The organism is Shewanella salipaludis (assembly GCF_012911865.1).
In the GTDB taxonomy this organism is placed as follows: Bacteria; Pseudomonadota; Gammaproteobacteria; order Enterobacterales; family Shewanellaceae; genus Shewanella; species Shewanella salipaludis.
This window is the reverse complement of the sequence record NZ_JAAXYH010000013.1, coordinates 39,536-63,674: the sequence shown is the minus strand read 5'-3', so window position 1 is coordinate 63,674 and position 24,139 is coordinate 39,536. Positions and strand designations below refer to the sequence as shown.

Genomic DNA, 24,139 nt, shown 5'->3' with positions numbered 1-24,139 from the left:
AGCCTATTAAATTATTCGGCAGCGACTTCTTTAGTCTGCGCTTCTTTAATAGACAACCTGACACGGCCCTGGCGATCCACTTCCATCACCTTAACGGCAACTTCCTGGTTCAGTTCCAGGTGATCCGACACGTTGGCAACACGCTCATCGCTGATTTGCGAGATGTGAACCAAGCCATCTTTACCCGGCAGAATGTTAACGAAAGCACCGAAATCGACGATGCGGATAACCTTACCATTGTAGATACGGCCCACTTCGACTTCTGAGGTGATCTCTTCGATACGACGTATGGCTTCCTTGGTCGCTTCACCGTTTGAAGAAGCAATCTTCACAGTGCCGTCGTCATCCAGCTCGATAGTAGTACCTGTTTCTTCGGTCAGAGCACGGATAACGGCGCCGCCTTTGCCGATAACATCACGGATCTTCTCAGGGTTGATCTTGATAGTGGTGATACGCGGAGCGTGATCTGAGATATCGTCACGGTGTGAACCGATCGCCTTATCCATCACGTTCAGAATATGCACACGGGCACCATAGGCCTGTTGCAGTGCGATATCCATGATCTCTTTGGTGATGCCTTCGATCTTGATATCCATCTGCAGTGCAGTGATGCCGTCACGGGTACCTGCCACTTTGAAGTCCATGTCGCCCAGGTGATCTTCGTCACCCAGGATGTCAGACAGTACGACGAAATCATCGCCTTCTTTAACCAGACCCATGGCGATACCGGCAACAGAGGTCTTGATAGGCACACCGGCATCCATCAGCGCCAGTGAAGTACCACAGACAGAGGCCATGGAGCTTGAACCGTTGGATTCGGTGATTTCAGATACCACACGAATGCTGTATGGGAACTCGGCAGCCGATGGCATAACCGCGTTGATACCACGCCATGCCAGCTTGCCGTGACCTATTTCGCGACGCTTGGGCGAACCGACCATACCCGTCTCACCGACAGAATATGGAGGGAAGTTATAGTGCAGCATGAAACGGTTGGTGCGCTCGCCCATGATGCTGTCGATCTTCTGTGCATCACGCTCTGTACCCAGGGTACAAGTCACCAAAGCCTGAGTTTCACCACGAGTGAACAGAGAGCTGCCGTGAGTACGTGGCAAGACGCCGGCCAATACGCTCAGGGCACGGATCATGTCGGGTTCACGACCGTCGATACGCGGCTCACCACGTATGATGCGACCACGAACGACTTTCTTCTCCAGGCTACCCAGCAGGCCGTCGACTTCACGTAGATCCAGGCTTGGGTTTTCTTCAACCAGTTTGGCGATGGCGGCATTCTTGACTTCGATGACGGCATCACGACGCTCGTGCTTGGCGATGATCTGGTATGCGGCGGTGAAGCCTTCCTCGGCCAGGGCTTTAACCTTGGCGACCAGGTCTTGATCTTGTGTCGGTGCTGACCAGTTCCAGGTTGGCTTACCGGCTTCGGCTTGGAACTCGGCAATGGCGCTAACCACGACCTGTTGCTGCTCATGACCATAGACCACGGCGCCCAGCATGATTTCTTCCGGCAGCGCTTTGGCTTCGGATTCAACCATCAGTACCGCACCGGCAGTACCGGCAACGACCAGGTTCAACTCGCTGCTTTCCAGCTGTGCAACCGTTGGGTTCAAGGCATATTCACCATTGATATAACCCACGCGGGCGGCACCCAGAGGACCGCTGAAAGGAATACCTGAGATAGCCAGAGCTGCCGAGGTACCTATCATGGAAATGATGTCCGGCTCGATCTGAGGATCGACAGAAACCACGGTGATGATGACCTGGACTTCGTTTTTGAAACCATTAGGGAAAAGAGGACGGATAGGACGGTCAATCAAGCGTGCGATCAGCGTTTCATCTTCAGAAGGACGACCTTCACGCTTAAAGAAACCACCAGGGATCTTACCTGCTGCGTAGGTTTTTTCCTGATAATTAACAGTCAGAGGGAAAAAATCACGGCTCAGATCGGCTTCTTTCTTACCGACCACTGTCACTAATACTGTCGTGTCGCCCATGCTGGCTAAAACGGCAGCATCGGCTTGACGTGCGATTACACCTGTTTCCAGGGTGACTGTATGTTGACCATACTCAAAACTCTTTACAATAGGATTCACGTGACCCATTCCTTAATTAATGACCTTAAATTACGCGCGTAAGTATACTGCAATAAGCATACATAGATAAAGAGCAGATAATGATGACAAAGATCCTTCTTTTCTCTAAAGTGGACATAACAACAGTGAGTTGCCATAAACTTTGACACGGAATCGCTCCCCTATGATGAAACATTGCCGGCAAGGGCCAAACCTATGACAGGGAGTTTCAAGTCATTAACCTGGAAACAGACTCACCTTGTGGTATTCAGCGCACTCTTCTTCGCCATCGTCGTCTTCATGGTCGAGATTGCCCTGGTCGTCATTTCGACCAAACAGCAACTGATACTGAAACAACAGGAACTGCTGAGTTCAGTGGAACAACCGGCCGCCAACGCAGTTTGGGCGCTGGATGACAACCTCGCCAGACAGACACTGCAGGGCGCCATCAAGGTCGAACATCTCGCCGCCGCCCAAATTATCCTGGATGACGGCTCGGACTTCGTCGCTGTCAGCAATCCCAAAGCCGAGTATTCACATCCTTTTACCCTGCTGAGCCGCTGGTTATTCGCCGATTTGGAAACGGTTTCTCACCTGTTATACCGCCCCTCCTACTTCGAGGGCACCCAGGCCAACCAACAGATAGGCACCCTCACCCTGAGGTACGATACCCAGGATCTGACAGATACCCTGTTTTCCCAATTGCGTTTGAGTTTCCTGGCTACCCTGGCGCGAGCCCTATTGCTGACCTTGGTGCTGTCCCTGGTGTTTCATCGCTTCCTCACCCAACCCATAGCCAGGATCAGTGAAGCCATAGACAAGATAGATACCGACTCGCCGGATGAAAACCTGTTACCCATGGCGACGGCACACAAGGACGATGAGTTAGGCCTGGTCACCTCTAAATTCAACCAGATCCTCATTCAGTTCAGTCGCACCCAAAGCAAGCTGAGAAAAATGGCGACCCGGGATCCCCTCACAGGCCTGCCCAACCGCGCCTTGCTGCTTGAAACCCTGGCCAGCACAATACAAAAATCCCGGCTGCATAAACGCAACTTTGCCCTGTTGTTTATCGACTTGGATAGATTTAAAAACGTCAACGACTCCCTCGGCCATGCCCTGGGCGATCAGTTTCTCGCCCGCATCGCCCGCATCCTGGAACGGGTCGTAGGCGACCAAGGCTCGGTCGCTCGCCTGGGCGGCGATGAATTTGTCATACTGGCAGACGAAGTACAGACAGCGGATCAGGCGGCAGACTTCGTCGACAAGTTACTTTCTCAGCTCAATACCCCGGTCCAGCTCAACGAACATGCGATACATCCGGCAGCCTCGGTGGGCATTTCCATCTACCCGGAAGACGGCCACTGTGCCGAAGATCTGATCCGCCATGCTGATATCGCCATGTACAGCGCCAAGGCCTCGGGCTCGAACCAATGGGCCTTCTTCAAACAACAGATGACAGAGCGCGCCGCCGTGCGTCTCAGAACCGAAGCCTCACTGCACGACGCCCTCAAAAACGAGGAATTTGTGCTGCATTTTCAGCCTAAGTTCGATTTAAACACAGGCAAGGTCATAGGCTGTGAGGCCCTGATCCGTTGGCAGAAGGAAGGCCGGCTGATAAGCCCCATGTCCTTCATTCCGGTCGCCGAAGAAACCGGGATCATCATCCCCATAGGTCGTTGGGTCATAGAAGAGAGCTGCAAGGTGATAAGGCATTGGCAAAAGAAATACCAATACGCCATCCCCATAGCCGTCAACGTCGCCTCGCAGCAATTCGCCGATGCCAGTCTGGTACCGGATATCAAACAGCTGGCATTACGTTATCAGATCCCGCCGGAGTTATTGGAAATCGAGATCACCGAAACCTCCTTGATCAATGACATAGAACTGGCGATCAACAAGCTGCAACAGCTCAAGTCCGCCGGCTTCGGCATCGCCGTCGATGACTTCGGCACCGGCTACTCTTCATTGTCCTACCTGCGCCACCTGCCCATCACCACCATGAAGATAGACAGGGGCTTCGTCTCGGATCTCCCCGGCGACAGCGCCATAGCGGCCACCATCCTGATGCTGGGGCAACAACTGAACTTGAACATAGTCGCCGAGGGCATAGAGAACGAGCAACAACTCGACTGGCTCAAGGCCCATAACTGCGCCATCGGCCAAGGGTTTTATTTCAGTCAGCCGTTGCCGCTGAGCGAATTTGAAAGCCGCTACATCCAGGCTCACGACACCAAGGTCTCGCTGCTCTGATGGGACCTGCCTAGCCTAAGAGTTCGCCGCTGCCGCGCGCCTAGAGGCCACATGGCCATACAAAAATCGGGCAATAAAAAAGGAGGCCTAGGCCTCCTGTTTTACGGTAAATGTCGAATTAACGACGCAGACCTAACTTCTGGATCAGAACAGTGTAACGAGCACTCTCGGTAGGCTTTGGGCCAAGGAGAGCCAGTCAATTTACGGCTATGGCCGAACTCGAACTACACTGCCGGCAACGACCTGCCATCACATTGCTATCACTGCCAATACCAATACCAATACCAATACCAATACCAATACCAATAGTGCCATACAAAAATCGGGCAATAAAAAAGGAGGCCTCCTGTTTTACGGTGAGTGTCGAATTAACGACGCAGACCTAACTTCTGGATCAGAGCAGTGTAACCAGCATTGTCGGTAGGCTTTGGGCCAAGGAGAGCCAGTCAATTTACGGCTATGGCCGAACTCGAACTACACTGCCGGCAACGACCTGCCATCACATTGCTATCACTGCCATTACCAATACCAATAGTGCCATACAAAAATCGGGCAATAAAAAAGGAGGCCTAGGCCTCCTGTTTTACGGTAAGTGTCGAATTAACGACGCAGACCTAACTTCTGGATCAGAGCAGTGTAACGATCATTGTCGGTACGCTTCAGGTAAGCAGTCAATTTACGACGTGCGCTAACCATACGTAACAAACCACGACGTGAGTGGTGATCATGGATGTGCTCTTTAAAGTGACCTTGAAGGTGGTTGATTTGTGCAGTCAGCAGAGCAACCTGAACTTCAGTTGAACCTGAGTCGTTTTCGCCACGGCCAAATTCAGCCAGGATTTTTGCTTTTGCTTCAGTACTTAGTGACATGGTTTTCTCCAAAATAATATAAAGTATCTCCAGCCGATCACTAACTCAGCCGGAGGGCGCGCTATTTTACCCATTATCGGTCCCTAGCGCAACCAGCAGGCCATGGCTTATGCCGGCGCTGGCCCGCCATGCAGGACGACCAGGCGTTTGGGTGCCAGCAGGCCATCCTCATTCATGGCGCCGATACCGACAAACTGGTGTTGCTCACCTATGGTGATGCGCACTAATTCGTCCGGCTTGAGTCCGGTGGCCTGTACCGCCTGGCCCTGCATCAGATAAGGGGCAACCGCCTGTGGCAGATTGATCTCGGCGAAATTGGCAACCGCCGTATCCATGGGCAACAGCAGAGGATCGAGCAGGCTCCAGGGCTCCACCTGAGTCTCGGCCGCTTGCGCCACCAGGGCTTCGAGCTGTTCCAGGGTCACCATCTTATCGTAAGGATAAGCCGCTACCTGAGTCCGGCGCAGCATGATGACATGGGCGCCGCAGCCGAGCATTTCCCCCAAGTCGTCTATGATGGTGCGTATATAGGTGCCCTTGGAGCAATGTATGTCCAGGGTCAACTCATCGCCTTCCAGGCCGATGAAGTTCAGCTCGAATACTGTGATCGGCCGCGCTTCCCGGGGAACCGTCTTGCCTTCGCGGGCGTACTTATACAAGGGCTGGCCCTGATACTTGAGCGCCGAGTACATGGACGGTACCTGCTGGGTATCGCCGCGAAAATGCTCCAGTGCCTCGAGCAGCTGTGCCTCGCTGAAATCGACGGTCCGGGTCTGGACCACTTCACCGTCTGAGTCGCTGGTATCCGTGCGCTGACCCAGCTTGGCCGTCACCAGGTAACGTTTATCGGCATCCAGGAGATGCTGGGAGAACTTGGTCGCTTCTCCCAGACACACGGGCAGCATGCCGGTCGCCAGGGGATCGAGCGCGCCCGTATGCCCGGCCTTGGCGGCATTGAACAAGCGCTTCACTCTCTGCAGAGCAAAGTTGGAACTCATGCCTGTCGCTTTATCCAATAACACTATGCCGTCGATGAAACGGCCCTTGGGACGACGCGCCATTAAACCCCCTCTTCCGAGTCGGGTGTATCTGGCTCTGATTTTGAGGCCGGGTCCGCCTCAGGCTCTTCACTGCCGAACGCTTTCTGCTTGGCCTTATCCTGGGTGATCACTTGGCTTACCAGGTTAGACATGCGCATACCTTCCACCAGGGAGCTGTCATAGACAAACCTCAGTTCCGGCATGACGCGCAGCTTCATCCGCCCAGCCACCAGGGTGCGGACATAAGGCGCAGCGGCAGTCAAGGCCGCCAACTTCTGTTCAACCACATCCTTGTCTTCTTCGAAGAAGGTGACAAAGACTTTGGCATAGCTGAGATCCCGTGAGACGTCGACGTCATTCACAGTCACAAAGCCGATGCGGGGATCTTTCATGTCGCGCTGCAATATCACAGCCAGCTCTTGCTGGAGTTGTTGCGCTATGCGACGGGTACGACTGAATTCTTTAGCCATAATATTCTTGCCATAGCTGGAGTCATAAAATCAACAAGGGCGGCTAATGCCGCCCTCTTGGTTGTTACAGGGTACGGGCCACTTCGATGGTTTCGAAGACCTCAATCTGATCGCCTACACGAACATCATTGTAGTTCTTCACACCGATACCACATTCCATGCCATTGCGAACTTCGCTGACATCGTCTTTGAAGCGACGCAGTGATTCGAGTTCACCTTCGTAGATAACCACGTTATCACGCAGTACCCGGATAGGCGCGCTACGCTTGATGGTACCTTCGGTCACCATACAGCCTGCGATAGCGCCTATCTTAGGCGACTTGAACACATCCCGTACTTCGGCCAGACCTATGATCTGTTGCTTGAACTCAGGAGCCAGCATGCCTGTCATCGCCGCTCTGACTTCATCAATCAGATTATAGATGACGCTGTAGTAACGCAGATCCACGCTCTCATTTTCTATGGTCTTACGCGCCTGTGCATCGGCACGGACGTTGAAACCAACCATGATGGCGTTGGATGCGGCGGCCAGAGTCGCGTCGGTTTCGGTCAGTGCACCTACGCCACGGGCGATGATGTTGACTTTCACTTCGTCGGTAGACAGACCCATGAGCGAATCACAAATCGCTTCCAGTGAACCTTGTACGTCCGCTTTCAGTACGATATTCAGCTCTTGTACTTCACCTTCTTCCATGTTGGCAAACATGTTTTCCAGCTTGGATTTCTGCTGACGCGCCAGCTTGACGTCGCGGAACTTGCCTTGACGATACAAAGCCACTTCACGCGCCTTACGCTCGTCACGCACCACTGTCGCTTCATCACCGGCAGAAGGCACGCCCGACAGACCTAGGATCTCGACCGGGAATGAAGGACCCGCTTCTGTGATGGCCTTGCCGTTCTCGTCTTTCATCGCACGGATCTTGCCGTACTCCAGACCACAGAGCACGATATCGCCCTGACGCAGCGTGCCTTCCTGAACCAGGATGGTCGCTACCGGACCACGGCCCTTGTCCAGTTGTGACTCGATCACCACACCGGCCGCCATGCCGTCACGTACCGCTTTCAATTCCAGTACTTCGGCTTGCAGCAAGATGCCTTCGAGCAACTCGTCGACACCTTCACCCGTCTTGGCAGAAACGAAGGCGAACATGTTATCGCCGCCCCAGTCTTCCGACATGACGCCATGCTGAGACAGTTCGCTCTTGACGCGCTCGATATCGGCTTCGGGCTTATCCATCTTGTTGACGGCAACGATCAAAGGTACGTTACCCGCCTTGGCATGCTGGATAGCTTCTATGGTTTGCGGCATCACGCCGTCATCGGCAGCCACCACCAAGACAACGATATCGGTCGCCTTGGCACCACGGGCACGCATTGAAGTAAATGCGGCGTGCCCCGGGGTATCCAGGAAGGTGATCATGCCATTGTCGGTTTCGACATGGTATGCACCTATGTGCTGGGTAATACCACCAGCTTCGCCGGCAGCCACTTTGGCACGGCGTATGTAATCGAGCAGTGAAGTCTTACCATGGTCGACGTGACCCATGATGGTGACCACGGGCGCACGTGACTCTAACTTGACGTCTTCATCACGATCTTGCAGTACCTGATGTTCCAGCTCGTTTTCACGCAGCAGTACCACCTTATGGCCCAGCTCTTCGGCTACCAGTTGTGCCGTTTCTTGATCCAGCACTTGGTTGATAGTGACCATGGAGCCCATCTTCATCATCTGTTTGATGATTTCGGTGGCCTTGACCGCCATCTTCTGTGCCAGTTCGGCCACAGTTACCGTCTCGCCGATACGAATATCGCGGTTTACCGCGGCAACCGGCTTGTTGAAGCCATGTGCCATGGACTCGGGCGCAGTGCTGCGGTTACGCATGTGTCTTTCGCGACCGTCACGGGCATCCTTACCACCACGCTTCTTGGCAGTGCTCTTATTACGGGCACGACGACCACGTTTTTCTTCATCGGCATCTGAGGTATCTTCGGCTGCACGGGCAACTTTAGAGGTAGTGATGTGATGATCGCCATTCTTCTCGGCTTCCAAACGCAAACGCTCTTCTTCGGCCCAGCGCTTGGAGTTTTCTTCGGCCAGTTGACGGGCCGTTTCAGCCGCTTTGGCCGCTTCTTCATCTTGCTTACGCTTAGCCACTTCTTCCTGAGCCGCCTTGATACGCTCGGCTTCCAGTCTGGCCGCTTCGGCTTCAGGAGAAAGGTCTTTCGCGACTTTAGGCTCGGCTGCGGCTTTAGCGGCAGCGGCCTTCGCCTTGGCTTCGGCATCGGCTTTGGCTTTCGCCTCGGCGGCGGCCTTGGCTGCTGCGGCATCGGCTTCTGCCTTGGCCTTGGCGGCGGCTTCCGCTTGTGCCTTGGCTTCTTCTTCGGCCTTCAGCACGGCTTCGTTGCCATCACGCTTGATGAAGGTACGTTTCTTACGCACTTCAACCTTGACGTCTTTCGCCTGGCCGCCGCTGCCGGCAACACTCAGGGTCGAAACAGTCTTGCGCTGTAAGGTCATCTTGGTTGGCGCATTCTCGCCACCATGTTGTTTCTTCAAGAAGTCCAGCAGTTGCTGCTTTTCAGTTTCAGACACTGTGTCTGCTTGCTTCTTGTTAATTCCAGCCTGAGAGAACTGCTCAATCAAACGTTCAACACTTTTACCCACTTCCGTGGCCAGCTTCTCTACGGTCGTATCTGCCATCAGTTAAATCCCCCTGTTGATCGACTTATGCTTCTTCGCCAAACCAACAGATATTGCGGGCTGCCATGATGAGCTCACCTGCTTTTTCTTCTGTCAATTCTTCAATTTCGATCAAATCATCAATGCCTTGTTCAGCCAAATCTTCCAAAGTCACCACGCCTTTGCTCGCAAGAACATAGGCTAAGTGTCTTTCCAGACCTTCCAGTGCCAATAAATCATCACTTGGCTCTACACCATCCAGTGCTTCTTCGGATGCGAGAGCTCGAGTCGAGATCGCCGCCTTAGCACGCTCACGCAGGGTTTCAACGAGATCTTCGTCGAAACCTTCAATCGCCAATAATTCAGAGGCAGGTACATAGGCGATTTCTTCCAGCGATGTAAAGCCTTCGTCCGCCAATACCTGTGCAAAATCTTCATCGACATCCAGAGAAGCACTGAACAGGTCAACCACCTTGGCACTTTCGGCCTGGTGCTTGCTATTCATGTCTTCCACTGTCATTACGTTCAGTTCCCAGCCGGTCAGCTGAGTGGCCAGACGCACATTCTGGCCGTTACGGCCAATGGCCTGGGCCAGGCTGTCGGCTTCGACCGCGATATCCATGGAGTGGTTATCTTCATCCACTATGATGGAAGCCACGTCGGCCGGCGCCATGGCGTTGATCACATATTGTGCCGGATTATCATCCCACAGCACGATATCGACCCGCTCACCGCCCAATTCATTCGATACTGCCTGTACACGTGCACCACGCATGCCGACGCAGGCGCCGATAGGATCTATGCGGCGATCGTTCGACTTAACGGCTATCTTGGCACGGGCACCTGGATCACGGGCGGCGCCCATGATTTCGATCATCTCATCGGCAATTTCCGGCACTTCGACACGGAACAGCTCGATCAACATCTCAGGCTTGGTACGGGTCAGGAACAACTGAGCACCGCGGGCCTCGGGACGAACCGAATACAGGAAGGCACGCACGCGATCCCCTGGGCGGAAAGATTCGCGGGAAATCAGATCTTCGCGAAATAGCACGCCATCGGCGTTGTTGCCCAAATCGACCACCACGCTGTCACGGGTGCCCTTCTTGACGATACCTGTGATCAGCTCGCCTTCTTTGTCCTTGAACTGCTCGACTATCTGGGCACGTTCTGCTTCACGCACCTTCTGCACTATGACTTGCTTGGCAGTTTGAGTGGTGATGCGGTCGAAAACCACAGACTCGATATCATCTTCGATAAACTCGCCCGGCTGAATGTCCGGGTTTTCAAAACGCGCGGCTTCCAAGGTGATTTCACGGTAAGGGTTTTCCAACGCCTCACCGGCATCTTCAACCACCATCCAGCGACGGAAGGTCTCATAGCTACCGGTTTTACGATCTATGGCGACACGTACATCGATATCGCCTTCGTATTTCTTCTTGGTTGCCGTGGCCAGCGCTATTTCCAGCGCCTCAAAAATTTTCTCGCGTGGAACGGCTTTTTCGTTTGAAACCGCCTCAGCGACTAGCAGAATCTCTTTATTCATCTCGTCTTGCCTCGTTCACCTTGAAACCATCAAAACTTAGCGAGCAAGTTGCCTTTACGGATATTATCCAGCGCGACAACCAACTCTTTACCATCCACCTTCAGTGTGAGCATCTGCCCATCAACCTTGAGAATGGCACCTTTTAAATTGCGACTACCAGCAACCGGCATAGTCAGCTGAACTTTTACATCTTCGCCTACATAGGCCGCGTATTGCTCGGCGGTAAACAAGGGTCTGTCGACACCAGGCGAAGAGACTTCTAATGTATATTCGGTAGAAATGGGGTCTTCAACATCGAGAACAGCACTGACCTGACGACTGGTATTGGCGCAATCTTCGATATTGATGCCATTTTCACTGTCGATAAAAACCCTCAGAATGGAATGCTTACCAGCCTGAACATATTCTATGCCCCAAAGCTCAAAACCCAAAGCTTCCACCGGGACTCTCAGCATTTCTGCCAGTCTGAATTCTAACGTTGCCAAATAGGACCCCCAAAAAAACAAAAAAGGGCTTAATAGCCCCATTACCCTGTCGTAACCTATGACGACTACGACACATTTAAAAGTCCCAGATAACAAAAAACCCCGTAATCACGAGGTCATTATGTTCAAGAACCTGTAAACAGCAATGAATTCAAAACATTATTCATTGCTTGGAGCTGGTTGCGGGGGCCGGATTTGAACCGACGACCTTCGGGTTATGAGCCCGACGAGCTACCAAACTGCTCCACCCCGCGTCAACTGTGTGCAAGTATATTGACTATTGTCATTGCTTGCAATAACCCACAAAGAACTTATCTCGTCTCTATCGGTTATATTTTGGTGCCGAGAGCGGGACTTGAACCCGCACGACCGTTAGGTCACAGCCACCTCAAGGCTGCGCGTCTACCAATTTCGCCACCTCGGCGACACCTTTTACTAGTCAGGTATTTTCGTATCTGACTTTTCGGTTTTTGCTGGAGCCTGGTCAGAGACCTGCTCAGCCGAACCTAAATCTTTCCATTGATCTTCTTGCTTAGTGTGGTTTGCGCTCAGGTTGCCGATAACCAGGCTGAGAACGAAAAACGCAATTGCCAACACTGCAGTGCTACGGGTAAGAAAGTTACCTGAACCACTCGAACCGAACAGAGTACCAGATGCACCGGCGCCGAAAGAGGCCCCCATGTCTGCTCCCTTGCCTTGCTGGATGAGGATCAGACCAATCAGACCCAAGGCAACCAACAAGTAAATAACTATCAGAACTTCATACATATCATGCGCTCATCGCTATGGTACATAAACTTAAGAACTCACTCGAGTTCAAGCTGGCACCGCCAATCAGTCCACCATCAACATCGGGTTGGGCAAACAAGTCTGCCGCATTACTCGGGGTCACACTGCCACCGTAGAGTATCCTGACATTCTCTCCGATAAACGGAGACACTTCAGAGAGGCGTTTGCGTATAAACGCATGTACTTCCTGGGCCTGCTCTGGTGTAGCGCTCTTACCTGTCCCTACAGCCCATAATGGCTCGTAGGCGATAATGGCGTTATCAAAAGCCATGGTACCGTTTTTCTCAATCACTATGTCCAGCTCTTCTGCGATCACCTCGAAGGTGCGTCTCGCCTCTCGGGCCGGACCTGATTCACCGACACAGAGTATCGGTGTGAGTCCATGTTTTTGTGCAGCGGCAAACTTCTCCGCTACTATATTACTCGTCTCTCCGTACATACGGCGACGTTCCGAATGGCCGATAATCACATACCGACATCCTGAATCTTTTAGCATCTGACCGGAAACTTCACCCGTATAGGCACCGAAGTCATGTTGACTCAAGTTCTGGGCGCCTATCCTGACAAGGGAACCTTCCAAGGCTTCCTTGTTGGCTTCCAGCAGTTGCCTGACGCTTTCCAGGTATATAGAAGGCGGGCATAAAACCACTTCCGCAGAATCATTTTGGAGCTTAGTGGCAAATTTACCGAACAACTCTTTGGCCAAGGCCACACTGCCGTTCATCTTCCAATTGCCAGCAACCATAGGACGTCTGAGTGCCATCACTGTCTCCTCTGAAAGCGGCGTGAATAATAGCGAACCACTTATGAAGTTACAATAGCTAAATGCCGAATATTTACGATATCGCGTCGGAATGCTTGTTTTTTACCCTTCGACCCAGCCTTCGGGTCATTTAAACGGCTAAAGTACTAATTTTTAGCCGTTATCCCAAACGAGCCTGACGGTAAGCGGCTTAAAACGCCGCCTTGACCGCCTCGGCAATGGCGTTGGCGTGCGCCAAGACGTCGGCGTGAACTTCACCCTCGACCATGACGCGGATCAAAGGTTCGGTACCCGACTTGCGCAGCAGTACCCGGCCACGGGCGCCGAGCTGCGACTCGACCAAGGACTGGGCCGCCAGCACTTTTTCCGATGTCAGAGGATCATGCTTGCCTTCGAAGCGCACGTTGACCAATACCTGAGGCAGCATGGTCATGTCCGCAGTCAATTCATCCAGGGTCGCATTCTGGCGACGCATGGCCGCCAGCACCAGGATGCCCGCCACTATGCCATCACCCGTGGTGCCGTGATCCAGGTTGAGTATGTGACCCGAATTCTCGCCGCCTATGCGCCAGTCCTGGGCTTTCAACTGCTCCATCACATAGCGGTCGCCCACCTTGGAGCGGCTGAAGGGGATATCCAGCGCCTGCAGCGCCAGGTCCAGGCCCAGATTCGACATCAGGGTGCCTACCACGCCACCGCGTAAGATGCCGCGTTTCTTGGCATCGCAGGCGAGGATGTAGAGGATCTGATCCCCGTCTATCACTTCCCCCCTGCTGTTGACCATCATGATGCGATCGCCGTCGCCGTCCAAGGCGATACCCAAGTCGGCCCCCTCGGCGACCACAGTCTCACAGATCTTGCCCATGGAGGTGGCACCAACGTTATCGTTGATGTTCAAGCCATTGGGCTTATCGCCTATGGCAATCACCTCGGCGCCCAGTTCACGGAACACATTGGGCGCTATGTGGTAGGTCGCACCATTGGCGCAATCGACCACTATCTTCAAGCCGGTCAGCGTCTGATCTGCGGGGAAATTCCCCTTGCAATATTCGATGTAACGGCCGGCCGCATCTTCGATGCGTGATACTTTCCCCAGCAGGTGGGATTCGACACACACCAGAGGTTTTTCCAGTTCGGCTTCAATTTCCAACTCTATGTCGTCATCGAGTTTGCTGCCGTCGGTGGAGAAAAACTTGATACCGTTGTCATAATAGGGGTTGTGGGAGGCGCTGATCACCACCCCGGCTTCGGCGCGGAAGGTGCGGGTCAGGTAGGCCACGGCCGGGGTCGGCATGGGTCCCATCAACATCACATTCAGGCCAGCGGCAGACAAGCCGGCCTCGAGTGCCGATTCGAACAGATAGCCTGAGATGCGGGTGTCTTTCCCTATGATGACCTTCTTGGTGCCGGTTCTGGACAAGACGCGTCCCGCCGCCCAACCCAGTTTCAATGCCAGTTCGGGAGTCATTTTCCCTGAACCTACCTTGCCGCGAATCCCATCTGTACCGAAGAATTTTCTTTGTTTCACGCTTAACTCCATCACACAATACCCTATGGGGGCACTGTACTCACATTAACCTAATCTGAGCTGAACTCAGTATGCTTATTTTATATTCCGTACCGTTTGCAAGACCTTGAGCACATCCTGGGTTTCGGCCACATCGTGTACCCGAATGATGTGTGCTCCCTGCTGAGCCGCCAGCATAGCGCCGGCCAAACTGCCGGCCAAGCGCTCCTTAGTCGGCCTATGCAAGAGATTGCCCAGCATGCTCTTGCGCGATAAACCGACCAGGAGCGGCAACCCGAGCACGGCAAACTCCCCCAGCCTGGCCAGCAGCTCATAGTTGTGTGCCAGGCTCTTGCCGAAGCCGAAGCCGGGATCTATGACCAGCTGCGAGCGCTGGATACCCGCATCGAGGCAAGCCTGCACCCGTTCGCTTAGAAACGCCTTCACCTCGGTAACCACATCCAGATACTCGGGTGCCTGTTGCATGCTGTCGGGCTGTCCCTGCATATGCATCAGGCAGACAGGCACCCCGAGCTCGGCCGCCATGGCCAAGGCCCCAGGCTGTTGCAGTGCCCTGACATCGTTAATCATATGGGCGCCGGCGGCGACGGCAGCAGCCATCACCTCTGGCTTGCTGGTATCGACCGAAATCCACACTGGGTGGTGTGCGGCCACATATTCGACCAGAGGGATAACCCGCTCCAACTCCTCCGCCAGGCTCACTTCCGCAGCCCCGGGACGAGTCGATTCCCCTCCTATGTCTATGAAGGCCGCGCCCTGACTCACCAAGAGGTCTACATGGCGGCAAGCGGCATCGAACGCCGCATAGTCGCCGCCATCGGAGAAAGAGTCCGGGGTAACATTGACTATGCCCATGACCAGGGGGGACGCCAACGACAACCGCTTATTTGCAGCAATCAACTCAAACACGTTATTACTCCCGCAAACAAGAAAACCCCTTTCGGGGCTTTCTTTTTCAAATCAAACAATTATTTAGCCGGTGATTCATCTATGTCTTTAAGTTCGACATCCACTTTGGGTTCATCTTCACCCGCTTGCGCCTCAGGCTTACCGCCTTTGTCACCGCGGTTGGAATCACCATTTTCATCCAGGTTCCAATCGACAGGTTGACGCACTTCACGGCGATGCATGAGATCATCGATTTGCAGCGCATCTATGGTCTCGTACTTCATCAGGGCATCCTTCATGGCATGCAGAATATCCAGATTATCTGTCAGTATCTGCTTGGCCCTGTCGTAGTTCTTGTCGATGAAGACCTTGACTTCTGTGTCTATGATGCTGGCGGTATCGTCGGACATATGCTTGGCCTTACCCATGCTGCGGCCCAGGAAGACTTCACCGTCTTCTTCGGCATACAGCAAGGGTCCCAGCTTGTCGGAGAAGCCCCACTGAGTCACCATGTTGCGGGCGATGGAAGTGGCATACTTGATGTCCTGGGATGCGCCGGTGGAGACTCGCTCGGTACCGAAGATCAATTCCTCGGCAATACGGCCACCATAGGCCACAGAGATCTGACTCTCCAATTTACGACGGCTCTGACTGATGGAATCGGCTTCCGGCAGGAAGAAGGTCACCCCGAGGGCACGACCACGGGGGATGATGGTGACCTTATGCACGGGATCGTGCTCCGGTACCATGCAGCCCACGATGGCATGACCCGCTTCATGATAGGCAGTCATTTCCTTCTCGGCTTCGGACATCACCATGGAGCGGCGCTCGGCGCCCATCATGATCTTGTCCTTGGCGCGTTCGAATTCTTCCATCCCCACCACGCGGCGGTTACCACGGGCGGCAAACAGCGCGGCTTCGTTGACCAGGTTGGCCAGGTCCGCACCCGAGAACCCTGGGGTACCACGGGCAATCACACTGGCCTTGACGTCATCCGACAAGGGCACCTTACGCATATGGACTTTCAAAATCTGCTCACGGCCGCGGACATCCGGCAGTCCCACCACCACCTGACGGTCGAAACGACCGGGGCGCAGTAAGGCAGAATCCAGCACGTCGGGTCTGTTGGTGGCCGCAATCACGATCACACCTTCGTTACCTTCGAAGCCGTCCATCTCCACCAGCAGCTGGTTCAGGGTTTGTTCACGCTCGTCGTGACCACCGCCTAAGCCGGCACCGCGTTGGCGACCGACGGCATCAATTTCATCGATGAAGATGATGCAAGGGGCGGATTTTTTCGCCTGCTCGAACATGTCACGTACCCGGGAGGCACCGACACCGACAAACATTTCGACAAAGTCTGAGCCCGAGATGGTGAAGAAAGGCACCTTGGATTCGCCGGCAATAGCCTTGGCCAGCAGTGTCTTACCCGTACCCGGAGGGCCAACCATGAGTACACCGGTCGGAATACGGCCACCCAGTTTCTGGAACTTGGTCGGGTCACGCAGGTAATCCACCAGCTCTTTGACTTCTTCCTTGGCCTCATCGCAACCGGCGACGTCGACGAAGGTGGTCTTGATCTGATCTTCACTCATCAGCTTGGCCTTGCTCTTGCCAAAGGACATGGCGCCTTTACCGCCACCGCCCTGCATCTGGCGCATAAAGAAGATCCACACACCTATGAGCAACAACATAGGGAACCAGGAAATGAAGATCTGGGTCAGGAATCCCGACTCTTCGGTTTCCTGGCCATCGAAATCTATCTGCTGACGATTGAGATCGTTGATCAAATCTTTATCGTAGATGGGCATGATAGTAGTGAACTTCTCACCGGTACGCTTGGTCCCTTCTATGGTGCGTTCATCACTCTTGACCACTACCTTGGCAATCTGACCGTCACGGACATTGTCTAGGAAAGTAGAATATTCCATCTTCTGCGATGACGTAGAAGACGGGGAGTAACCCTGGAACACCGACATCAGCACCACTGCGATGACGACCCAGAGTATTAGATTTTTAGCCATGTCACTCAAATTACTCGACCTCATTAAAGTCTTGCGATTATTAAGGCTAGGGTACTACAACTTGTACCCAGTCGCCACAAGATAGACTTCCCGCGAGCGCGCACGCGAGGAATCAGGTTTACGTGTTTTAACGGTTTTGAAAGCTTCTTTAACCGCTTTCATATAGTCGTCAAAGCCCTCCCCCTGAAAGACCTTAACCGCAAAACTGCCGTTGGGTGCCAATACCTGATGACACATGTCCAGCGCCAATTCCACCAAGTACATGGCGCGGGGTTGATCGACACCATCGGAACCGCTCATATTGGGTGCCATATCGGACAACACCACATCCACCTTGGCCTCGCCGACCCGGGTCAACAAGGCATCCAGTACTTTATCTTCACGAAAGTCGCCCTGCAAGAAATCGACACCTACGATGGGATCCATGGGCAGAATATCACAGGCGATAACCTTGCCCTTGTCACCCACCAGCTTGACCGCCACCTGGGACCAACCGCCTGGGGCGGCGCCGAGATCGACCACAGTCATACCCGAGCGGATCAACAAATCTTTTTGCTGAATTTCTTCCAATTTAAACGCAGCGCGCGAACGCAATCCCCGTTTCTGTGCGAGTTTGACATAATGATCATCAAAGTGTTCCTGCATCCAACGGGTGGAACTGGCCGTACGTTTTTTAGCTGACATTTAAAATCCGCAACAAATGAGAGTTACACAAGGGCTATATAGGGGTAGAATAGCCGCTTTTCAACAGTAACTCAGCAAAAGTTGGTAGAAATGAACTTAACAACCAAACAAAAACAGCATTTAAAAGGTCTGGCGCACAATTTAAAGCCAGTGGTGCTGCTTGGTGCCAATGGTCTGACTGAAGGTGTACTAGCTGAAATCGATAGCGCGCTCACACATCATGAACTGATTAAAGTGAAAGTTGCCTCCAGCGACAGAGAGATGAAAAACGCCATAGTAGACGCCATAGTACGTGAAACCCAGGCCGCCAAGGTGCAGCTGATAGGTCATGTGCTGGTGCTTTACCGTCAGTCGGTAGAGATGAAGATTGCCTTACCCAAGGCAAAGTAAGGCTCTCCGGCTCTGGCCTCAGCCAGACAAGCAGACAAAATAAACAGCCACCCTCGGGGTGGCTTTTTATTGGCTCATGCCATAGAAGCAGGCAGGGGAACTAACGATATTCGACCGCAGTGATCTCGTAATCAGTCAAACCACCCGGCGTGGTGATCGACACTTCATCGTCCAGATTCTTACCGACCAAACCCCGGGCGATGGGCGAGTTGACCGAAATCAGGTTCTCTTTGATGTTGGCTTCATCATCGCCCACTATGCGGTAGGTGACTTCGACCTCGGTATCCAAATTCAGAATAGTCACAGTGGCACCGAAGATGATGCGACCACTGTTGACCATCTTGGTCACATCTATGATTTGGGCGTTCGACAGCTTGCCTTCGATATCGCGAATACGCGCCTCGCAGATCCCCTGCTCTTCCCGCGCCGCATGATACTCGGCATTCTCCTTGAGATCCCCAAGTTCACGGGCCGAGGCGATCGCTTCGGTGATTTTAGGGCGACGCTCAAATTTGAGAATATCCAACTCTTTACGCAGTTGCTCAGCACCAACAACTGTCATAGGAACCTTAGTCATAACTTCTTTCGTCTCCTTTAAAACAAAAGCTTCCCCGCCGGCATCAGGGCCAACAGAGTAAAAAAATCGTGTGGATTATACCCAAATTCATGCCAACTGCAGACAAGCGTCGGTGATATAGCAACCCGAGCTGTGTAAACCCGCGAATGCCTCGGCCCAATGCAAGGCACTGGCCGGGCAGCTCGAGACAGCTATTCTACCCCGAGTGCGCAGCGGATACACCCCTCGGATGCCAGCTACAGCTTAACCAAGCAGCGTCTCAGTTACCAGAGGCCCTGGCAAATTTTCCGCCGTCCCCAGGCGGCAGTATCCTTGCACCAGCCAAGTTCCGGCAACCAGCCTGCTCGGGCCGACTATTTTACCTTTGCCGGCTTCTGTTGGCATCTGCCTTGAGTTAGCATAGGCGCAGTACGGCCCTACGATGAACCGAAAGGCCGAACCAAAAGCCAAAAACCAGTCCATCCCGAGTCAAGCCTAATTGTGAGCAAGCATCATGCCTTTCATCCTGTTGGCCCTGTTATCCGCCATTTTCATGGGCACCATAGGCGTACTGGCCAAGTATGCCGCCCTACCCGCGGAGCACATCACCTTCTACCGCCTCTTGCTCGGCGCATGTTGCCTGGCGAGCTATATGGCAATGACGGGCAAGGCACACCAAATACGCCATAGACCGAGCAAGCGCACCCTGCTCAATGGCGTGATGCTGGCCGGTTTCATGGCCTTCTATGTTGAAGCCATTCAGTACATCAACATGGCCAACGCTGTGATGCTCATCTATCTGGCACCGCCACTGACTGCCGTCATTGCCCACTGTTTCCTGGGGGAGAAGCTGGCGAAGGCCAGTGGCCTGACTATCGTCCTGGCACTGGCAGGTTTCGCGCTCATGTTGCCACAGTCGGCCTCGGACGGCGGCAACGCGAATGTAACCAGCGGTTATCTGTATGCCCTGTTGGCCCTGTTGAGCTACAGCGGATTCATGCTGATAAACCGCAAACCCAGCCAGAGCACGCCCTACCAGAGCACCTTGGTGCAACTCTCGGTCGGTGCCTTATGCATGCTGCCACTGGTCATCCAGCATCCGCTGCAGCCTAGCCTGACTCAGGCCGGCTGGCTGGTCGCCATAGGGGTGTTGCCCGGCTTTATCGCCATCCTGTTTGCCGTCAAGGCATTGCGCCACCTTCCGGCAGCGACCTTCGGTACCCTGGCCTATGTCGAACCCGTGGCGGTCGTGGTATTTGCCTGGTGGCTGTTTGCCGAAACCCTGAATGAAGTGCAACTGTTCGGATGCAGCCTGATCATTCTGGCGGGTATGCTGCAAGGCTATTTAGGCCATAGGCAGGCGGCGCAAAAATGTCCCGTTTAAGCTTACCTTTCGTCGGGAATGCTCTAAATTTATAAGGCAGGACTGTGGATATTCGTTGAAGGATGCACCGCAACCCCACGACGCTAGCGCTGATAAAGGCCTTCAATATGGACTCCATGCCGGCCTTCCCTCTGGTTGCTTGAACGTGGGGCCGAACCTGAGATGCAAACTATCACATTCAACTGGTATAGATTACTCCGCTATGCCCTCTTATTTCTGGCATTTTCCCTGTTGATGACATTCGGCATGCTGCTGTGGTTTTCCAACAGCCTGGCCGAAGTCTGGCAAAAGGGGCGGATGCTGAGCATGACTGACCTGGGCGTCTCGATCGAACTGACCCTGACCCTGCTCATCTATATCAGCTTTCCAGTGCTGTTATTCAGGTTCATGTTCTACTTCGCCAAGATGATTTACCGTGGCCGCAATCCCGGGATTGGCATCTTCTGCTATCAAACCCTCTTCAATCCACTGAATTTCATGCTCTTCCCCAGTCTGCTCAACGCCGATGGCCTGCGCTTTCGGCGCCGCTGCCTGACGTCAATAGTGCTGCTCCTTTGCCTCTATTGTGCCATTCTGCTCCTTACCCTCTAGCCAACGACCCCTTGGCCTGAGAAAATGATGGCGATTTAAAGATGTAAGCCATTGGTTAATTTACATAAGCTCTCCGGCTTCCCTCGGCACAGCCAAAAAATCAAAAAACACTAATGATAATGATTTGCATTAGTGCATCCGATTGCTTAGAATCCGCCCCATTATGTAAACAGCAGTTTGGAGATTTGTTTAAATGGGACCACTAGTTCGTCATTCTTTCAGCCTGGTCACCCTGGCACTCGTTACCTCTGGTTTGAGCCATAGTGCCATTGCAGGTGAAGATTTATTCGGTTATGTCAAAGGCGCAGAAGCCTTGCCACAGGGGGCGATGGAAGTTTACCAGAAAGTCACCCTGCGTGATGACAAGGGCCAGGGCACCTACAGGGGCATAGACTATGAAACCGAAGTCGAATACGGCTCCACGGACAAGTTCTCCGTTTCCGGTTCCTTCAAATTCATGTCGCTCAAGAATGAAGGCCTGATCGTCGACGGCTATCTGCCCGAAGAGAAAGACATAGGCTTCAAGACCTCGGGTGCCGAGCTTGGCCTGAGCTATATGTTCCTCAGCCCGGCCAAAGATGACATAGGCCTGTCGGCGTCCGTTTCCCTGGACTACGACTGGCTGGATAAGCACTCGGGCGAAGACAAGGACACATTGTCACTGGATCTGGGCCTGCAAACCCAGAAGTATATGCTCGAAGGCGAGCTGGTCTGGGTGGGCAACATAGGCACAGAAGCCACCTATGCCGATCGCGCCGCCATAGATAACCTGCCGGAAGACTTCGACTGGCCAACAGATCCCGAAATGGAAATCGAACTCAAGCTGGGTACGGGCCTGAGCTACCGCTTCGCCCCCAACTGGTTCGTGAGCGCCGAAGTGCTGTTTGAAACCGAATTCGAAACCGAAGTGGGTCAGGAGCGTTGGTCTGTCTTCGCCGGTCCTTCATTGCATTACGGCAGCCAACAATGGTGGGCGACCCTGACCTGGTTGCCACAGCTGAGCGGCGGCGGTGAGCAATACGAAGGTCAGGCCGATACCGGCCTGCATTTGATCGAAAAAACCGAGCAGGAAGTCAGATTGAAAGTGGCATTCAACTTCTAACTTTCCTGAATTGCGCAGGGACGCCGGCTAACTGACTCGTTTCAGTTCAGCCGGCGTTTGCCTTTAATTCCAACCTATACTCGATAGGAACAGCTATGTCTCATCACTATTGGAATAGCCTCTGGTTCATGCCCATGGCCGTGGTCACGGCACCGGCATTTGCCGCCGACTACCTGACAATCCCCCAGGCACAGGCCCTGATCTTCCCCGCCGGCGCCCAATTTACCGATCAAGGCAAGCTGCTGACCAGTGACGCCAAAGATCAGATTAAAGATCTCGCCGGTGTGCGCCAGCGTCATGATAAGCAACCCATCTGGCGGGTCGAACAGGAAGGGAAATTCCTCGGCTGGTTTATCGTCGACGATGTGGTCGGCAAACATGAATACATCACCTATGCCGTAGGCATCAGCCCGGCAGGCGAAGTGCTGAGCATGGAAATCCTCAGCTACCGTGAGACCCATGGTGGGCAGGTGCGTGATGCCGCCTGGCGGCAACAGTTCAAAGGCAAGACCCTCAAGGATCCCTTCAAGCTGGATAATGACGTCAGCAACATCAGCGGTGCGACCCTGAGCTGTCGTAATCTGCTCGACGGGGTTAAGCGCCTGCTGGCGATACATAAACTCTTTCTGGCACAAGACTCAATCTCTTGATCCGCCGCGCCCGCCCCCTGCTCGGCACCTTGGTCGAGATAGCCGCCCTAGCCAAGCCATCGCAGGATGATGCCGAGGTCAATCTGGCCATGGCCGCGGCGTTCGCACGCATCGCCGCCATAGGCCGCAGCCTGAGTTTCCATGACGGCGACAGCGAGCTGTCCCGCCTCAACGCCAACCCGGGTCGGTGGCAGCCCATGAGCCCGGACGCCCTGAGGGTGTTGCGCCTCGCCAAGGCGATGGGCAAGGCCAGTGACAACAGGTTCAACTGCACCGTCGGCGGCGAGCTGATCCACCGCCGCGCCTTGCCCGGGCATATCTCCCACCCAGTGCTGCCCCAGGGCACATGGCAGGATATCGCCTTGGGGCATGGCAGCGCCAAGCTGCTGCGGCCAATCGCCGTCACCCTGGACGGCATTGCCAAGGGGTATGCCGTCGACGTGGCCGTGACCGAGTTGAAGAAGGCGGGCCTGGCCGGCGGTTGGGTCAATGCCGGTGGCGATCTCAAGGTGTTTGGCAGTGCCTCCCTGGCGGTGCAGCAACGCAACGCTCAGGGCATGAGCCGGGCGCTGCAGATCAACAAGATGGCGCTGGCAAGCTCCAGGGTGTCATTGACGCTGGACCCTGACTATCCCGCCCTGCTGCTCCCCACGGGGGAGGCAGCAATGCCAGCGCCTGCCGCCTGCCCCCATAGTGCAGAGCAGGCTCCCGAGCGGATCGTCAGCGTGGCCGCCCGTTTCGCCTGGCGGGCCGATGCCCTGACCAAGGTCGCAAGCTACCTGACGGATGCGGATTGCACTGGCCGAATCGCCGCCTTAGGGGGTAAAATCCTCGGCTTTAACCAAGATGAACGAACAATTTTATGAGACGACTGAGTGGCTACCCGAACTGGTTCTTTTGGCTGATCATCACCGCCACGGCGACGGCCACCCTCACAGGGCTCTTCATGTTGCCTTGGGTGCTGGAGTTCAAGCTGCAATGGGATCCGGGCGTCGAGCTGGCGCCAGGCTTGCGCCTGCCGGCCGTCGTCATGCATGTCTTCTTCGGCTGGCTGCTGCTGATGCTGCTGGGCGCACTCTGGCATAGCCATATCCGTGCCGGCTGGCGCAAGCGGAATAATCACCACAGCGGCCTGCTGATGTCCTTCAGCCTGCTGCTGTTGGCATTGAGCGGCATAGGTCTGTATTACCTGGGATCCGAGCAGGGTCAGCTCCTCGCCAGCCTGCTCCACAGCGGCTTGGGCCTGACCCTGTTCTGTGGTTTTCTCTGGCATTACTATCATGGTCGTCGGCTGCGCCTGGCCCAGGGGCATGGGCGCCATCACCGTCATAGGCACGGCCGATAGCTAAGTGCGCG

The 24,139-nt window shown here is 54.1% G+C and carries 22 protein-coding genes and 2 tRNA genes; 8 read left to right on the top strand and 16 right to left on the bottom strand.

Going from position 1 to position 24,139, the window contains the following annotated elements; all coding sequences use genetic code 11:
* Positions 1-11 precede the first annotated feature (11 nt).
* Entirely contained in the window at positions 12-2,111 is a 2,100-nt protein-coding gene (gene pnp, locus HC757_RS15440) for a polyribonucleotide nucleotidyltransferase (protein ID WP_169565277.1), read from the bottom strand.
* A 195-nt stretch (positions 2,112-2,306) separates the two neighbouring features.
* Between pnp and HC757_RS15435 the strand changes: the two genes are divergently transcribed.
* On the top strand, positions 2,307-4,343 hold the full coding sequence (locus HC757_RS15435) for a putative bifunctional diguanylate cyclase/phosphodiesterase (protein WP_169565276.1): 2,037 nt from the start codon (positions 2,307-2,309) through the stop codon (positions 4,341-4,343).
* A gap of 600 nt (positions 4,344-4,943) precedes the next feature.
* Here the strand turns inward: HC757_RS15435 and rpsO are convergent.
* The 14 genes from rpsO to rlmE all read right to left on the bottom strand — a co-directional run bounded on the left by rpsO (position 4,944) and on the right by rlmE (position 18,110).
* Positions 4,944-5,213 carry a 30S ribosomal protein S15 gene (gene rpsO, locus HC757_RS15430; protein ID WP_169565275.1) on the bottom strand — a complete coding sequence of 90 codons (270 nt, stop codon included), beginning with the start codon at positions 5,211-5,213 and terminating at the stop codon, positions 4,944-4,946.
* 107 nt (positions 5,214-5,320) lie between these two features.
* The gene (truB, locus tag HC757_RS15425) at positions 5,321-6,274 is read right to left on the bottom strand and encodes a tRNA pseudouridine(55) synthase TruB (protein WP_169565274.1); all 954 of its coding nucleotides are present in this window, start codon (positions 6,272-6,274) and stop codon (positions 5,321-5,323) included.
* On the bottom strand, positions 6,274-6,723 hold the full coding sequence (rbfA, locus tag HC757_RS15420) for a 30S ribosome-binding factor RbfA (protein ID WP_244623573.1): 450 nt from the start codon (positions 6,721-6,723) through the stop codon (positions 6,274-6,276). Before rbfA ends, truB begins: the two co-directional genes overlap by 1 nt.
* Before the next feature lie 64 nt (positions 6,724-6,787).
* A complete protein-coding gene (gene infB / locus HC757_RS15415; protein ID WP_169565273.1) occupies positions 6,788-9,424 on the bottom strand; it encodes a translation initiation factor IF-2 in 2,637 nt (878 codons plus the stop codon).
* Between the two features lie 25 nt (positions 9,425-9,449).
* Entirely contained in the window at positions 9,450-10,949 is a 1,500-nt protein-coding gene (gene nusA / locus HC757_RS15410; RefSeq protein ID WP_169565272.1) for a transcription termination factor NusA, read from the bottom strand.
* Positions 10,950-10,978: 29 nt separating this feature from the next.
* Positions 10,979-11,434: a ribosome maturation factor RimP gene (rimP, locus tag HC757_RS15405; RefSeq protein WP_169565271.1), complete on the bottom strand. Its 456-nt coding sequence runs from the start codon at positions 11,432-11,434 to the stop codon at positions 10,979-10,981.
* Between the two features lie 177 nt (positions 11,435-11,611).
* A tRNA-Met gene (locus HC757_RS15400) sits at positions 11,612-11,688 on the bottom strand.
* An 83-nt stretch (positions 11,689-11,771) separates the two neighbouring features.
* Positions 11,772-11,858: transfer RNA gene (locus HC757_RS15395), tRNA-Leu, on the bottom strand.
* Positions 11,859-11,869: 11 nt separating this feature from the next.
* Positions 11,870-12,202 carry a preprotein translocase subunit SecG gene (gene secG, locus HC757_RS15390; protein WP_169565270.1) on the bottom strand — a complete coding sequence of 111 codons (333 nt, stop codon included), beginning with the start codon at positions 12,200-12,202 and terminating at the stop codon, positions 11,870-11,872.
* A gap of 1 nt (position 12,203) precedes the next feature.
* Positions 12,204-12,986 carry a triose-phosphate isomerase gene (tpiA, locus tag HC757_RS15385; RefSeq protein ID WP_169565269.1) on the bottom strand — a complete coding sequence of 261 codons (783 nt, stop codon included), beginning with the start codon at positions 12,984-12,986 and terminating at the stop codon, positions 12,204-12,206.
* A 190-nt stretch (positions 12,987-13,176) separates the two neighbouring features.
* Positions 13,177-14,514, bottom strand: a complete 1,338-nt coding sequence (gene glmM / locus HC757_RS15380; RefSeq protein ID WP_169565268.1) for a phosphoglucosamine mutase — start codon at positions 14,512-14,514, stop codon at positions 13,177-13,179.
* A gap of 75 nt (positions 14,515-14,589) precedes the next feature.
* Positions 14,590-15,423: a dihydropteroate synthase gene (gene folP, locus HC757_RS15375; protein WP_169565267.1), complete on the bottom strand. Its 834-nt coding sequence runs from the start codon at positions 15,421-15,423 to the stop codon at positions 14,590-14,592.
* Positions 15,424-15,482: 59 nt separating this feature from the next.
* Positions 15,483-17,450 (bottom strand): ATP-dependent zinc metalloprotease FtsH, encoded by a 1,968-nt coding sequence (gene ftsH, locus HC757_RS15370; RefSeq protein ID WP_169565266.1) that lies wholly within the window; start codon positions 17,448-17,450, stop codon positions 15,483-15,485.
* A 30-nt stretch (positions 17,451-17,480) separates the two neighbouring features.
* Positions 17,481-18,110, bottom strand: coding sequence for a 23S rRNA (uridine(2552)-2'-O)-methyltransferase RlmE (rlmE, locus tag HC757_RS15365; protein ID WP_169565265.1), 630 nt, complete (start codon positions 18,108-18,110; stop codon positions 17,481-17,483).
* Positions 18,111-18,200: 90 nt separating this feature from the next.
* On the opposite strand from rlmE, the gene yhbY reads away from it, so the two are divergent.
* A complete protein-coding gene (yhbY, locus tag HC757_RS15360) occupies positions 18,201-18,500 on the top strand; it encodes a ribosome assembly RNA-binding protein YhbY (RefSeq protein WP_169565264.1) in 300 nt (99 codons plus the stop codon).
* A gap of 100 nt (positions 18,501-18,600) precedes the next feature.
* Here yhbY and greA read toward each other — a convergent pair whose 3' ends face one another.
* Positions 18,601-19,077 (bottom strand): transcription elongation factor GreA, encoded by a 477-nt coding sequence (gene greA, locus HC757_RS15355; RefSeq protein ID WP_169565263.1) that lies wholly within the window; start codon positions 19,075-19,077, stop codon positions 18,601-18,603.
* A gap of 493 nt (positions 19,078-19,570) precedes the next feature.
* Here greA and HC757_RS15350 point away from each other — a divergent pair, with 493 nt between their 5' ends.
* The 6 genes from HC757_RS15350 (at position 19,571) to HC757_RS15325 (ending at position 24,128) form a co-directional block, all read left to right on the top strand.
* The gene (locus HC757_RS15350; protein ID WP_169565262.1) at positions 19,571-20,440 is read left to right on the top strand and encodes a DMT family transporter; all 870 of its coding nucleotides are present in this window, start codon (positions 19,571-19,573) and stop codon (positions 20,438-20,440) included.
* 162 nt (positions 20,441-20,602) lie between these two features.
* Complete coding sequence (locus HC757_RS15345) at positions 20,603-21,031, top strand: hypothetical protein (RefSeq protein ID WP_169565261.1); 429 nt, start codon at positions 20,603-20,605, stop codon at positions 21,029-21,031.
* A gap of 193 nt (positions 21,032-21,224) precedes the next feature.
* A complete protein-coding gene (locus HC757_RS15340; protein ID WP_169565260.1) occupies positions 21,225-22,133 on the top strand; it encodes a DUF6662 family protein in 909 nt (302 codons plus the stop codon).
* Positions 22,134-22,228: 95 nt separating this feature from the next.
* The gene (locus HC757_RS15335) at positions 22,229-22,783 is read left to right on the top strand and encodes an FMN-binding protein (protein WP_169565259.1); all 555 of its coding nucleotides are present in this window, start codon (positions 22,229-22,231) and stop codon (positions 22,781-22,783) included.
* Entirely contained in the window at positions 22,780-23,649 is an 870-nt protein-coding gene (locus tag HC757_RS15330; RefSeq protein ID WP_169565258.1) for an FAD:protein FMN transferase, read from the top strand. Before HC757_RS15335 ends, HC757_RS15330 begins: the two co-directional genes overlap by 4 nt.
* Complete coding sequence (locus HC757_RS15325; protein ID WP_169565257.1) at positions 23,646-24,128, top strand: hypothetical protein; 483 nt, start codon at positions 23,646-23,648, stop codon at positions 24,126-24,128. Before HC757_RS15330 ends, HC757_RS15325 begins: the two co-directional genes overlap by 4 nt.
* The last annotated feature ends 11 nt before the right edge of the window (positions 24,129-24,139 follow it).

Bases quoted from the DNA above. Each gene is read 5' to 3' on its own strand.
- truB (WP_169565274.1), bottom strand. From the start codon at position 6,274: ATGGCGCGTCGTCCCAAGGGCCGTTTCATCGACGGCATAGTGTTATTG.
- greA (WP_169565263.1), bottom strand. From the start codon at position 19,077: ATGACTAAGGTTCCTATGACAGTTGTTGGTGCTGAGCAACTGCGTAAA.
- nusA (WP_169565272.1), bottom strand. From the start codon at position 10,949: ATGAATAAAGAGATTCTGCTAGTCGCTGAGGCGGTTTCAAACGAAAAA.
- HC757_RS15350 (WP_169565262.1), top strand. From the start codon at position 19,571: ATGCCTTTCATCCTGTTGGCCCTGTTATCCGCCATTTTCATGGGCACC.
- HC757_RS15325 (WP_169565257.1), top strand. From the start codon at position 23,646: ATGAGACGACTGAGTGGCTACCCGAACTGGTTCTTTTGGCTGATCATC.
- infB (WP_169565273.1), bottom strand. From the start codon at position 9,424: ATGGCAGATACGACCGTAGAGAAGCTGGCCACGGAAGTGGGTAAAAGT.
- rbfA (WP_244623573.1), bottom strand. From the start codon at position 6,723: ATGGCTAAAGAATTCAGTCGTACCCGTCGCATAGCGCAACAACTCCAG.
- rlmE (WP_169565265.1), bottom strand. From the start codon at position 18,110: ATGTCAGCTAAAAAACGTACGGCCAGTTCCACCCGTTGGATGCAGGAA.
- HC757_RS15340 (WP_169565260.1), top strand. From the start codon at position 21,225: ATGGGACCACTAGTTCGTCATTCTTTCAGCCTGGTCACCCTGGCACTC.
- rpsO (WP_169565275.1), bottom strand. From the start codon at position 5,213: ATGTCACTAAGTACTGAAGCAAAAGCAAAAATCCTGGCTGAATTTGGC.
- secG (WP_169565270.1), bottom strand. From the start codon at position 12,202: ATGTATGAAGTTCTGATAGTTATTTACTTGTTGGTTGCCTTGGGTCTG.
- HC757_RS15345 (WP_169565261.1), top strand. From the start codon at position 20,603: ATGCAAACTATCACATTCAACTGGTATAGATTACTCCGCTATGCCCTC.
- HC757_RS15335 (WP_169565259.1), top strand. From the start codon at position 22,229: ATGTCTCATCACTATTGGAATAGCCTCTGGTTCATGCCCATGGCCGTG.
- ftsH (WP_169565266.1), bottom strand. From the start codon at position 17,450: ATGAGGTCGAGTAATTTGAGTGACATGGCTAAAAATCTAATACTCTGG.
- yhbY (WP_169565264.1), top strand. From the start codon at position 18,201: ATGAACTTAACAACCAAACAAAAACAGCATTTAAAAGGTCTGGCGCAC.
- HC757_RS15435 (WP_169565276.1), top strand. From the start codon at position 2,307: ATGACAGGGAGTTTCAAGTCATTAACCTGGAAACAGACTCACCTTGTG.
- tpiA (WP_169565269.1), bottom strand. From the start codon at position 12,986: ATGGCACTCAGACGTCCTATGGTTGCTGGCAATTGGAAGATGAACGGC.